We start from the raw sequence: 13,361 nt of genomic DNA on the forward strand, positions 1-13,361 counted from the left end.
GAAGGGCCATGTCTATAAATTTTTTAATTTTTTATAAAACGGTAATGCTTTTATACAGAAATCCCTAACTTCCTGTAAAAACGTAAAGGCCCTTTCCGCTTGAACCACGGCTCGGGCCTTTCATCCATTCGTTCCTTTTATATGTGTCTACGCCTCATCTGATCGCCATCATACAAATAAACAACCTGCTTATCCTCTACAACTGTTTCCATATGCACCGGGCGTCCCCACAATTGATATAGATAAGGAAGGACATTTTCCAAGTAGTGCAAATCAAGTTCTGTTCCCTCATAGCTATGCACCAAATACAGTTCACCGTTCCGCGAGTAGTCGCCATTTTCCACCGTTATATACGGAAAACCTCCATTCACTCGCATGGAAACAAGTTGATCCCGCACATTTTCATAATCCTTATCTGAAATAAGATAATCCCTGCCCTGTTTTTCAAAAAGGTACATATCTTCCCGTTTCACAAGATTTTTGGTTAAATAATTTCGGATAAATGATATATCTGATTCAATTTCCCGTGCTTCGAACATTTTCTCCCTGCCAGAGCCTGGTTCAACGCCGCGTAACCGCATTTCTTCCGTTGGATGATTATAACGCTCCTCGATGTCTTCATACATTTTCACCCCTAAATAGTATGGATTAATCTGTTGCTTGGACGGTTGCACAACACCGGCGTTTAGCTTAGCAAATTCAATGGTTTCATCGGAAGTTAAGTTCATTTCCCTCAAAATACGCTGATGCCAGTAAGACGCCCAGCCTTCATTCATGATTTTCGTCTCCAACTGTGGCCAGAAATACTGCATTTCTTCGCGCATCATTGTCAAAATATCACGTTGCCAATCATCAAGCTCACGACTATATTCCTCGATGAAGAGCAAAAGGTCCTTTTCCGGGCTGGGAGGGAATTTTTTGCTTTTCTTATTCGTTTTTTCCCTTTTATTTACTGGATCTTGATCAAGGGTCCATAAATCATCATAAGGTGTTTTGATGACAGCTGGTTCTTCCTCGTCTTCCTCCAGTTCATAACTTGCGAGTCTCGGTCTTACAATGGATGGGTCGATATGTTCTTGAATAGCCAACACAGCATCCAGAAAGTGTTCCACTTCCTCTTTTCCGTGGATCTGTTCATAATTCGCGATTCGTTCTGCTGTCGCCGTCATACTCTCTACCATGTCGCGCCTTGTATTAGAAAAACGAATATTATTCTTGAAAAAATCACAATGGGCGAGTACATGAGCAACAATCAGCTTATTCTGGATAAGGCTATTTGTATCAAGCAAAAATGCATAACATGGATTGGAATTGATGACAAGTTCGTATATTTGGCTCAAGCCCAGATCATAATGTAACTTCATTTTATGAAATTGTTTTCCAAAACTCCAATGGGTAAAACGCGTCGGCATACCATACGCGCCGAATGTATACACAATATCTGCAGGACAAATTTCATAACGCATCGGATAAAAATCAAGTCCAAATCCGATTGCAATTTCCGTAATCTCATCAATCGCATAGTCAAGCTCCTTCATCTCCGACAATCAAATCCCTCCAAACATCCTTTTTATAACTTATGAACCAAACTGCAAATCATGAACCGAACAAATACCGAACAGTGCCTGGCACCACCCGGATTTTGTCGGAGTTTGTCAAAGCTATATATTACCACTGGTTTAGCTTGAATATGTTGTATGAGTGTGTGGAAAATGGAGAGATTAAATAGTAGGAGGGATGACGATGAATCCGCAATTTTTATCGATTGAAGCATTTCATGAGTTCCTAAGCCGGTGGTCCGGGAGAGATATTATAATCACCAAGCATGAGATGGATGATTTAGACGAAATACGGATGCAGTTACAAGACATTTCATATGAAATAAACACCAGAAGGATTGATGATTATCAATCAACGTATGTGCTGCAACTAAGTGGTAATGGAGAAATTGAAACAACAACGAATAACTTCCAGCCCCTTCCATCCCCAACATACGAAATCCCGCTTGAAGATACTTCTCTCTATGAATTTGATGGCTCTGCTTTTTTAATTAGTACAAGCCGAGCCGTGTATAAAGTGAAACTTTATGCAGAGGGGAGTCTTCTCCTTCCTCTGCATATTAGTTGACCGAATCGAGCCACTACTGAATGTTTGATCTCCCACTTCGAATTTCCTCTATGCTTGAAGTGGGAGTCTTACAGTGACAGACACGCCCCGGAGTTTGTCAAATTAGGAATTTACTTCTTCTTTTCGAAAGAAGCTTTTCATGGCGTGGTAGACGTCCTGGTTTTGTTTTAAGATATAGTGACGAAATTTGGGGTTTTCGATGGTTTTGTATGCGTTCATTAAAGTTGAAGGCCTATTATAGCTGTTCACTTCACCATAACCAAACATGCTTGAGGCATCCATAATCCGATCAACAAGTTCCAAACACGTCGGATTATCCGATGCGATATTCTCACCATCTGAAAAATGAAAAGGATAAATATTATAACGACGCGGATTGTATTTCGTCGCAATCAGTTCCAATGCCTTCCGATAGGCGGAAGAACATCTTGTTCCACCACTTTCCCCTTTGGAGAAAAAGGTCTCTTCGGATACGACCTTTGCTTCAGTATGATGTGCAATAAAATCGATTTCCACCGATTCGTATTTCGAACGCAAAAATTTCGTCATCCAGAAAAAGAAACTTCGTGCCATATATTTTTCAAAAACACCCATGGATGCGCTTGTATCCATCATCGCAAGTACTACTGCTTTTGACTCCGGCTTTACCACATCATTCCATGTTTTAAAACGAAGATCATCATTCTGAATGGGTGCAATTTTCGCTTCTCCCTCTGTGGCATTTCGTTTGAGTGCTCCTAAAATCGTGCGCTTTTTATCAATGTTGCCCATCAAGCCTTTTTTGCGGACATCATTAAATTCAATTTCTTCTGTGGTAATTTCAGCTTGTTCCTTTTGCTGCAGGTTAGGTAACTCCAGTTCTTTAAATAACATCTCTTCTAGCTCGGCTAAAGATACCTCCTGTTCATAGTAATCGGCACCAGGCTGATCTCCCGCCTTTCCATTTCCGGATCCACTTTTTCCTTCATTTGGCCCCCTGGCAACAACATCGCCTACTTCACTATCCCCATCTCCCTGGCCTACATGTTTCGATTTATTATAATTATAACGAATTTTGTACTCATCCAAAGAACGGATTGGGATTTTAATAACATCACGTCCGTTAGACATGATAATATTTTCTTCACTAACTAAATCAGGCAAGTTATTTTTTATCGCTTCTTTTACTTTATCACTATGTCGTTGCTGATCTTGATGACCTTTACGATGGAGGGACCAGTCTTCCTTGGAGACGACGAAATTTCTATTTTCTTCCTGCATTGAATCCCCACCTTTGTTGTTTTCTCTATCCTATGCGAAGTCAAAAAAGGAATTGCCAAAAATTTCGGATATAATAAAATAACAAGACTAAAGTCTAGTCTTGTTATTTGTGTTACCGATTAAGCAAGCTTCCTACATACCGCAATAATTCATTTGCTGAAATGGAGTTATAACCATATTCATCGATTAAACGAGCAATCACTTCATTGACTTTTTTGAGTTGAGATTCATCCGGGGTCTTGGACGTTGTTGTAATTTTAACAACATCTTTGAGATCCGCAAACAATTTATTCTGAATGGCTTCCCGCAAGCGCTCATGCGAATTATAGTCGAAGCGCTTACCCTTTCTTGCATAGGCAGAGATACGAATGAGAATTTCTTCTCTGAAGGCCTTTTTGGCATTTTCTGAGATGCCAATTTGCTCCTCAATCGAACGCATTAATTTCTCATCCGGATTCAATTCCTCCCCTGTTAAAGGATCTTTTAGTTTATTCTTATTGCAATAAGCCTCTACATTATCAAGGTAGTTATCCATTAATGTCTTGGCTGATTCTTCATAAGAATAGACGAACGCTTTTTGGACTTCTTTCTTCGCAATTTCGTCATATTCTTTTCGTGCAACGGAAATATAGTTCATATAATTTTCTTTATCTTCCTCTGAAATCGATGGATGCTGCTCAAGTCCTTCTTTCAGTGAACGCAACACATCAAGCGCATTAATCGCAGGGACCTCCTTACTAATAATAGTAGAAGAAATACGGTTAATCACATACCGCGGGTCGATCCCATTCATGCCTTCATCGGGAAATTCATTCCGTAACTCATCCATATCAATCTGGTTAAATTCCTCGATGTCCTCCCCGTCATATAGGCGCATTTTTTTAACGTTATCCATCCCTTGCTTTTTCGAATCCTTCAGTCTTGTCAAAATGGAAAAAATAGCTGCTACTCTTAATGCATGTGGTGCAATATGAACATGATTCATATCGCTTTCTCCGATCATTTTTTCATAAATCCGCTCTTCCTCACTCACTCTGAGATTATAAGGAATTGGCATAACAATAATGCGTGAGTGAAGCGCCTCATTCTTCTTATTCGAAATAAACGAACGATACTCAGTCTCGTTGGTATGCGCCACGATTAGTTCATCAGCAGAAATGAGCGCAAACCGCCCTGCTTTGAAATTACCTTCTTGTGTCAAGGACAGAAGATGCCAAAGGAACTTCTCATCGCATTTCAACATTTCCTGAAACTCCATCATTCCACGGTTCGCCTTATTCAACTCCCCATCAAAACGATACGCACGCGGGTCCGATTCCGAACCATATTCCGCAATGGTTGAAAAATCAATGCTTCCTGTTAAATCAGCAATATCCTGGGACTTCGGATCAGAAGGGGTAAATGTTCCAATCCCGACACGTCTATCCTCAGAAAGGAAAATGCGTTCCACCTTCACATCTTCAATCCGCCCTCCATATTCCTTCTCAAGCCGCATGGCATTGAGTGGGGACAAACTACCCTCAATCCGAATCCCATATTCCTCGAAAAAGTCCTCACGTAAATGCTGTGGAATGAGATGAAGCGGATCCTCATGCATCGGGCAGCCCTTAATCGCATAAACAGCACCTTCATCTGTTCTGGAAAATTGTTCAAGTCCACGTTTGAGCATCGTTACAATGGTCGACTTTCCACCACTAACAGGGCCCATTAATAATAAAATTCGCTTGCGGACATCAAGTCGTTTTGCTGCAGGGTGAAAGTACTCCTCTACCAGCCTTTCAATAGCCTCTTCAAGCCCAAATATGGCCTCCCCGAAAAAGCTGTACATTTTTCTCCCATCTTTTTCAATTAAACCAGAGTTTTTAATCATATTATAAACGCGTGAATGGGCTGTTTGGGCAACTTCCGGCCTTTCCCTTACAATGTCCATATACTCCGCGAAAGTTCCCTCCCACTTTAACTTTTCCTCTTCTTCCCGGTGATTCTTTACTTTATTTAATATATCCGTAATACTCCCTCCATCCATGTCACGATTTATATAGCCTATGCAAGAGGGGGATTATAATGCTAGATAATGGGGAGCTGTTTTGCATCATTTACTTATGCATATGTAAACAACGACTTGTTGCCATCAATGGCTAACAAGTCGTTGTTATCAAGATTATGACACCTCATATTAAACGAGGGATCCACCTCATTTATATCTTTCAAAATGCCTTCGGATGCCCGGTAAGACAGAGCATCAATGGTACCTATCGAATTGAAACAACGACTATGAGGAAAGCAGAAACGCCAATAACAAACACGTTTTCCGCTTCTCCCATTAAAAAAATTTAACTCCTTTTATATAACACGCACGGAAACAATGTCTTGGATCCCGTTCATTTCTTCTTTCAGATTGGATATAGTCGCTTCATCTACGTCATCTTCAATATCTACCATCGTATACGCATAATCTCCACGGCTTCTGTTAATCATATCCGCGATATTTAAGTTGTTGTTCGATATCGCAGTCGTAATACGGGCAACCATGTTTGGAACATTATGATGAAAAGCTGTCACCCGGCTTTTTCCAGTGTAAGGAATAGAGGCATCCGGGAAATTCACCGCATTTTTGATATTGCCTGTTTCCAGGAAATCTTTCACCTGGCGCGTTGCCATAACCGCACAGTTTTCTTCTGATTCTTTCGTGGAAGCACCGAGATGTGGAATGGGAACGGTATTTTTCATGTTTAACACATGTTCATTGGGAAAATCGGTAATATATTTCCCTACTTGCCCCCTTTCCAAAGCCTCTGCCATATCTTGCTCATGAACAAGCCCTCCTCTGGAAAAATTGAAAATATGAACGCCCGGTTTCATAACGTTGAACGTTTCCGCGTTGAACATATCCTTTGTATCGTTTGTTAATGGAACATGAACAGTAATATAATCAGCTGTTGCAAAAACCTCTTCGATCGTCATGGCCCGCCCAACGTTACGGGACAGCTCCCAAGCTGTATTTACTGAAATAAACGGATCAAAACCAATCACATCCATATCCAAATCAAGTGCGTCATTTGCTACAAGCGCTCCAACAGCACCTAACCCAATAACTCCTAATGTCTTCCCTTTAATTTCACTTCCTACCAATTGTTTCTTTCCTGCCTCTACCAGACTCGGAACTTGGTCCCCCTCATCTTGTAAGCTCCTTACCCATTCGACACCGGAGAATAAATTCCGTGATGATGCCATTAATGAGGTTATGACAAGTTCCTTTACAGCATTTGCATTGGCACCGGGTGTATTAAAAACAACAATACCCCGTTCTGTACATGCATCAACCGGAATATTATTCACACCTGCTCCAGCACGGGAAATGGCCTTTACATTATCCCCGATTTCCATCTCATGCATGTTATAACTACGAGCCACAATCGCATCCGGATTGTCACTGTCATTGTCAATCGTATAAGCATCCTTTTCAAATACAGCTAGTCCACTATCTGCAATATGATTTAACGTTTTGATTGTTTTCACTTTGTCCAGCGTTACTGTGCTCATTCTATCTCCTCTTCTCTATCACTGTTTTTTCAAAATCCTTTATAAATGTAACCAAGGTCTGAACACCTTCTAGTGGCATGGCATTATAAATACTGGCACGCATCCCTCCAACAGAACGATGGCCTTTTAATGTCTCCAGCCCTTTCGCTTGTGCTTCTTTGATAAAAGCAGCATCTACATCTGCAGAATGGGAAACAAAAGGAATGTTCATCCATGAACGGCTGTCTTTTCGGACTGGAGATTGAAACACGGAAGATTCCTCGAGCGCATCATACAAAAGGGCTGCTTTCTCCTGGTTTCTTTTTTCCATTTCCTTCAAGCCCCCTCGTTCCTTCAGCCATTCAAATACGAGCTTCGCCATATAGATTCCATATGTAGGCGGCGTATTGTATAACGAACCACTATCACGATGTGTTTTATAATGAAGCATAGCTGGGCAAGTTGCGGCTGCATGGCCAATTAAATCTTCTCGAATAATAATAACAGTCAAGCCAGCGGGGGCGATATTTTTTTGTGCCCCGGCATAAATCAAGCCAAATTTGGACACATCAATTTCCGATGATAGTATGTTGGAAGACATATCCGCGACAAGCGGTACATCACCGGTATCCGGGATAGTTGCATAAGCGGTCCCCTCAATGGTGTTATTTGTTGTGATATGCACATAATCGGCTTCCGGGTCGATCATAGACCTATCAACTTCTGGAATATAGGTGAAATTAGCTTCTTCCGATGATGCAATGACACGAATATCACCGTATTTCTGTGCCTCTTGGATCGCTTTCTTTGACCAGGATCCAGTATTGACATAGTCCGCTTTGCCATTTTTCGTTAACAAATTCAACGGCACCATGGCAAATTGCTGGGAGGCCCCTCCTTGAAGGAAAAGTACGTTGTAATTGTTTGGAATTTCCATCAATTCGCGCAGCAATCGTTCCGCTTCGGTAATAATATCCGTAAACAAACCTGAACGATGACTTAATTCCATCACAGACATGCCCGAATTCCTATAGTTCACTAACTCCTCCTGAGCTTTCTTTAATACTGGAAGCGGAAGCATCGATGGCCCCGCTGAAAAATTAAACACCCTTTTCAAATCATCACATCCTTTCATGGTAAGTTGTTTTCTAAAAAACGTTTGTTGCTGGTAACACAAAAAATAGAGACTTCGACATTGTGACAACCTCCTTCGCCGTTCGGGTGGGTGCGCATCCTTAGGGCTCAGCTTCAACAAGTATAAAAAAGAGACTGAAGCCCCGGGGCCCCAATCTCACCAATATCAAAAGATATAACAAATACACATTTGTTATTCTTCTGTCCTTTTGCCTGAGATTTTGAACCCTTCGGCGTGCAATGTGCTTGCATCCTCTCCAGAAGCTGCTCCTGTTATAGTGTAACCCACAACAATCATAGCCTTGTTATTCTATTTTAAATGCTAAAAACATTTATGCCCAATTCATTCACCCTCCTAATAACGCAAAGAGGCAAGGGAATTTACTCCCCTTACCTCTGCCCAGGCGAACGACAATGGCTACCATGTGCTCCCTCGCGGTTATCCGCGTTCGCCAGTTACACATGGCCTTTATTCGTTAAATTTCATATATTTATATTACCAAAGTCATCCGTAATCTTCAAGCGGTAATGGATGTTTTAATGAGATGTTAAATGAATTCTTTATCTGTCTCTTCCATAACGATATCGTTTAGCTTAACATCAACCGAATTCGCAATCGTATCGCCAACCGGGCAAGTTCTTTCAATAAACGACACAAATTCTTCTACTTTACTTCTCGGGGCATCTGTTTTCATGTGAATATTGTAGGCCACATCACTATATCCCGGGCGAATATCTGATTTATTCATAAACCCGTCCGTATCAAGTGTACCTTCTACTTCAACCCAAAAGTCATCGAGTCTGATGTTAAACTGGTCGGCATATGTGCGCGCTGTAATAGCTTGACAGGCACCTAAAGCAGCTAGTATCAATTCAACCGGATTCATGCCACTATTCGTCCCCCCTAGCTGTTCCGGTTCATCAATTGTTAGAGAAAACTCTCTACTATTTGCCTTAACCTGCAACCCATCTTGTAAATGAGCTGTTGATTTAAATAATGATTTTGCCATAACAAATAACATCTCCTTATGCTATTTATTCTCTCCTATTTAGGATAACAGCTGCTGTAAGGAATTAGTATGGATAAATTGTGAAATATTGAGCAAAAGTGTCTAAAATAGCAGCAATAGACAAAATTTATTTATTTGGTGAATGAAAAAGGAAAAGCAACGTCTATATATAAATTGCTTTTCCTCCTTTCATTTATGTTCGTTTCCGAAATAAGCTTATTAGCGCCAATAGAACTGCTACTGCCGACAATAAAATAGGTACCCAATTGGCGGATCCGGATTCCGAAGTTTGTTGCACATCTTCTTGTTCCGTTTCGCTTGAACTGGTTTCATCACTATCTCCATGTGGTGCAACCGCGTCCCCTTCTTCGATTGTTGTCACGGAAGCAGGTTCCTCGGAATCAGGAGGACCAACCCATTCTACAACAGAGTCATCTTCATATGTTTGTAAAGCTTTCCAGCTAACTTCCCCTGACTCACTGGGATTTGCCCCGATAAAGGCAAATTCTATGAATTCATTCGGGGCTATTCCTTCGTCGCTTGCCGACCAGGTTACGGATGTTATTTGTTCATCTTCTCCTCTTTCTAATTCATAATCCCATTCTGCCATTGGCAAAATCGAAACAAAATCGACATCCTCCGGAATTTCTAGGGTCACTTCTGTTGTGTTAATATCCTTCTCTACAGGAACACGTACCGTATATTTTTCGTAGGCATTTGTTGTACTTTCACTGGGGTCTACCGTTACATGAGCATCTACGACAGATGTCATCAGAAATAAAAAGGCCACTGTCAATAACGGCACCATCCATCTTTCTTTTTTTAGCATTTATTTCTACCTCCATTATTCATCATTATCTCATCATCGATGCTTAACGTCTCTATGAATTATCATCTGATGTGGTAATAAATACATCATCTTCCCATTCTTTCACCTCCTCTTCCTCGTATTCAGCACGAATGGATACATGCCAACTTCCAGACATGGAGAATGGTAAATCCACTTGGTAATAGTCAGAATCAACCTTCTCCGCCTCAAATGGGCCTGAACTCATTCCATGATCCGGCATCGATATATCGACTGTTACCCGTTCTGGATTTTCCCCTTCTAATGGCGAAATATCAATATGCATTTGCTGCTCCCCTGTTTGTAGATTGTCAATGTGAACGTCTGCTTCTGCTTGCTCTGTGATCAATGTATTATCATATGATTGAACTGCGATCGGATAATTTATCTGACTCATCCACACACCAGCAAAAATGACTGTCAAACCAATAACCCATTCTACTCGAACAATACGTGACGTAAAGAAACCTTTTTGCTTTTTCCATTTTAATGTTTGAAATAATGCTAGACTTAACATAAGGATGGTAAATACTATTTTGATAAATAACAAACTGCTCCAACTCACCCATTCAGTAACGACCGCAGTCCAACTCGTCTGAAGAAAGACCATAGTCACGCCGGATAAGACAACCAATCCCGTAGCTACCATCATCCTTCTCACAAAAAATGGTCGAAATAACTTGAAAGAAGTATCCGTATGCTGCTTTCTATTCCAAATGAGGAGTAGAATTAAATAACTTAATCCTCCCAGCCACAAGGCAACCGCTAGTTGGTGAACGATTCGTGGAACCAAACCAACAAATGGGAGTTCCATCCCCCAAACGTGACCACCAAAGGATGGGGTAATCGCAAGCAAAAACCATAAGGCCAAATACCAACCTTGAACCATGCCTGGAATGATAAGCAAGATAAGGAAAAACAATTGTACAACTAGCATCATTAGAAATGGAAAATGGAGTATTAAATCCCACCTGCCATCCATCATTGTTTGAAAAAGACCAGCAGGAAGGGACGTAATATATGCAACAAATTCAGCAATCGTCCCAGCAATTAAAAGGATAGCCCCAGTTCGGCGTCCGGTTTTTCGTAACATTCCAAACCCGGGGAATTGCCGCTTCTGGGCTAACCATGCAAACCAATACAACCCCGCTCCAATTAATAACAATCCTTCTACCAATGTGCGTGCTGCTATTAGAAATGCGGATGAATCGTCCGACTCATCGACTGATTTGGTTCCGCCCTCTGTTGCTTCACCTACAGCAAAAATATAGGATCCACTCACAGGATGGCCATCCAATGAGACAACACTCCAATTCACCGTATACGTCCCCTCTTCCATTTCAGGGAGTGAGAACTCCAAGAGCTCTGATCGCTCACGGTCCCCGTCCGGCTGACCTGTAAAAACGGGGTTCGCATTCCAGTCATAAACGGTAACATTTGCCAAATCCTGTTCTATCGGCTCGTTAAAGCGCAACTTTAGAGATGAAGGGGGAGAATCTGTTACTACTCTTTCTTCCGGGACAGTCTCCAATAAACTGGAATGCGCTTCAACCGTTGGCGTTTGCAGGAAAACAAGCCAAAAGCCGATGAATAATACGGCGACTATTACCACACGGGATAATTCTTTTTGCTTTGACACACTACCAAGTGCTTTACCTTCGTACATAATTGACTGCTTATCCATCATCTGCCTCCTTTCTTCACTTTTCTACCCTTGTTGCGCTCCTTAACCAATGAGGCATTTCGACTAATGGTGTTTACTGCAACCTTGATCATGCCCCTTCATTTTTTGGTAAATGACTTCTATAGCTTCATTAAAGGTATACACTTTTCCACCAAACCCCTTAACAAAATTATCGGCGTGTTCTTTACATTCAAATGGTAATACCTGCGGCGTACAACATCCTATTTGTATGGATGTATCCATCACATACCAGGCTAAAGGGGCACTAATGGTTGTTTGCATAAAGAAATCAGGGCAGATCGCTTGTATGACTTCATCACCAAGCTGTCTGTGACGGAGCAGTCCACAATGTGCACAACAAGTGATTTCATTTTTGTTATCAGACAAGATGAGCCGATACGCCAACCTTTCATTAGCGTTACGACTGCAAAACACACAAGCTTCGAAATTGGCGGGCTGATTTGTATATGCATTGACTAAAGTGACGCCCCCGAACGTCTTCATAACCAGCTTCTCATCGATCATTGGCTTTAAATCCCGATGAACGGTCATTTCGGAAACGCCAAGCAACGCACTCAATTCTGCTATTTTCATGCTTTTTTTTTCTTGAATCAACGCTTTTATGCGATGTTGCCTTTCCAGTGGTAACATATTTTCCCCCCATATTATATTTTGTTATTTTATAACAATACTACTCAAATAGTAACATAAATATATTCCTTCAGGTAATTATTAATGAATATTTTGTGAAAAGGAAGCAAGATGACAGCCTTATCTTAAATAAATCTTTTCATTTATAACCAATTGTTATAAATGAGCAATGTCCAACATATTATAGATGATAAAAAAGGAATAAAAGCGAATCGAAAACAAGGAGGGAATGCATGTTTATCAAGATACTTCTTGAAGATCAATCATCATGGAATATTCCTTTAGTAGTGGGACTTACTTGTATAGCTGTTCTATATAGTTTCTTCATCAAACGAGATACAAGGATACCGTTGACTCATTTGCAACCATTTCTCTTTTTTCTTGGCTTGGGATTATGGTACTTAGCAAGCGGAAGTCCACTAGCAACAATAAGCCATCTTTCATTTAGTTTACATATGATACAAATGAGCTTGCTTTATTTTATTATTCCACCTCTTATTTTACTGGGAATTCCGGATTCTATCTTTAAACAAGTCTACCAACTTCCAATGATAAAAAAGGAAGTAAACCACTGTTACGCCCTAAGATGGCTCTCTATATTTTCACTGCCTTATTCCTACTGTATCATTTACCCTTCGTATTAGACATACTTTCACAGAACGCCCTCATTCAAAATGGATATCTATTCCTGTTGTTCCTTCTATCTTTTAGTATATGGTGGCCAATTACATCTCCTGACGTAAAGCAGCGATTGCATGGAAAACAAATGAAACGTTATGCCTTTCGAAGTGGAATCCTATTAATGCCAGCATGTGTATTGTTCACGCTAACTGCTTTAACCGATGGTATGAATAATCCCTTTCTTAACCAAATCACATCAAAGCTCTGCGTACCTCCCGAAAATGGAGCTTTTCAGTTACTTCCTTCTCCCTTCAATACGGAATTTGATCAATTAATGGCAGGAATATTTATGTTAGGAATACATAAATTCGGAATAGTATTTTCATTGCGTCTTGGTAATAAAATACAGCAATAAAAGATATCAAAAGCCTTTTGGGGAATGCAGGGACAATACAGCGCATTTTTCTTCGTTCTAAATCAGTTTTATATGGAATAAGATGGAGTA

At 40.7% G+C, this 13,361-nt stretch carries 10 protein-coding genes, 1 pseudogene and 2 riboswitches; of the genes and pseudogenes, 2 read left to right on the forward strand and 9 right to left on the reverse strand.

Translation table 11 applies throughout. The features are described 5' to 3' along the window. Positions 1–137: 137 nt before the first annotated feature. Entirely contained in the window at positions 138–1,538 is a 1,401-nt protein-coding gene (locus KFZ56_RS18745; RefSeq protein ID WP_222644059.1) for a SpoVR family protein, read from the reverse strand. Positions 1,539–1,743: 205 nt separating this feature from the next. Between KFZ56_RS18745 and ymzB the strand changes: the two genes are divergently transcribed. Next, positions 1,744–2,127, forward strand: coding sequence for a protein YmzB (ymzB, locus tag KFZ56_RS18750; protein WP_222643731.1), 384 nt, complete (start codon positions 1,744–1,746; stop codon positions 2,125–2,127). A gap of 102 nt (positions 2,128–2,229) precedes the next feature. Here the strand turns inward: ymzB and yhbH are convergent, their stop codons facing one another. The 8 genes from yhbH to KFZ56_RS18790 all read right to left on the reverse strand — a co-directional run bounded on the left by yhbH (position 2,230) and on the right by KFZ56_RS18790 (position 12,235). Beyond that, positions 2,230–3,387 (reverse strand): sporulation protein YhbH, encoded by a 1,158-nt coding sequence (gene yhbH, locus KFZ56_RS18755; protein ID WP_222643732.1) that lies wholly within the window; start codon positions 3,385–3,387, stop codon positions 2,230–2,232. Between the two features lie 112 nt (positions 3,388–3,499). Beyond that, positions 3,500–5,413, reverse strand: coding sequence for an ATP-dependent protease PrkA (locus KFZ56_RS18760; protein ID WP_222643733.1), 1,914 nt, complete (start codon positions 5,411–5,413; stop codon positions 3,500–3,502). A gap of 317 nt (positions 5,414–5,730) precedes the next feature. Then, complete coding sequence (locus tag KFZ56_RS18765) at positions 5,731–6,930, reverse strand: phosphoglycerate dehydrogenase (RefSeq protein WP_222643734.1); 1,200 nt, start codon at positions 6,928–6,930, stop codon at positions 5,731–5,733. A 1-nt stretch (position 6,931) separates the two neighbouring features. Further along, on the reverse strand, positions 6,932–8,026 hold the full coding sequence (serC, locus tag KFZ56_RS18770; protein WP_222643735.1) for a 3-phosphoserine/phosphohydroxythreonine transaminase: 1,095 nt from the start codon (positions 8,024–8,026) through the stop codon (positions 6,932–6,934). 208 nt (positions 8,027–8,234) lie between these two features. After that, positions 8,235–8,314: riboswitch (glycine riboswitch) on the reverse strand. Positions 8,315–8,434: 120 nt separating this feature from the next. Further along, positions 8,435–8,513: riboswitch (ZMP/ZTP riboswitch) on the reverse strand. Between the two features lie 78 nt (positions 8,514–8,591). Next, on the reverse strand, positions 8,592–9,053 hold the full coding sequence (locus tag KFZ56_RS18775) for an OsmC family protein (RefSeq protein WP_222643736.1): 462 nt from the start codon (positions 9,051–9,053) through the stop codon (positions 8,592–8,594). A gap of 193 nt (positions 9,054–9,246) precedes the next feature. Continuing rightward, positions 9,247–9,882 carry a YcnI family copper-binding membrane protein gene (locus KFZ56_RS18780; protein WP_222643737.1) on the reverse strand — a complete coding sequence of 212 codons (636 nt, stop codon included), beginning with the start codon at positions 9,880–9,882 and terminating at the stop codon, positions 9,247–9,249. Positions 9,883–9,934: 52 nt separating this feature from the next. After that, a complete protein-coding gene (locus KFZ56_RS18785; protein ID WP_222643738.1) occupies positions 9,935–11,584 on the reverse strand; it encodes a copper resistance protein CopC in 1,650 nt (549 codons plus the stop codon). A 63-nt stretch (positions 11,585–11,647) separates the two neighbouring features. Further along, positions 11,648–12,235: a DeoR family transcriptional regulator gene (locus KFZ56_RS18790; protein WP_222643739.1), complete on the reverse strand. Its 588-nt coding sequence runs from the start codon at positions 12,233–12,235 to the stop codon at positions 11,648–11,650. Positions 12,236–12,468: 233 nt separating this feature from the next. Here KFZ56_RS18790 and KFZ56_RS19760 point away from each other — a divergent pair. Continuing rightward, positions 12,469–13,271, forward strand: a pseudogene (locus tag KFZ56_RS19760) (cytochrome c oxidase assembly protein). The last annotated feature ends 90 nt before the right edge of the window (positions 13,272–13,361 follow it).

Origin of the sequence: Virgibacillus sp. NKC19-3 (assembly GCF_019837165.1) — a bacterium.
In the GTDB taxonomy this organism is placed as follows: Bacteria; Bacillota; Bacilli; order Bacillales; family Amphibacillaceae; genus Virgibacillus_L; species Virgibacillus_L saliphilus.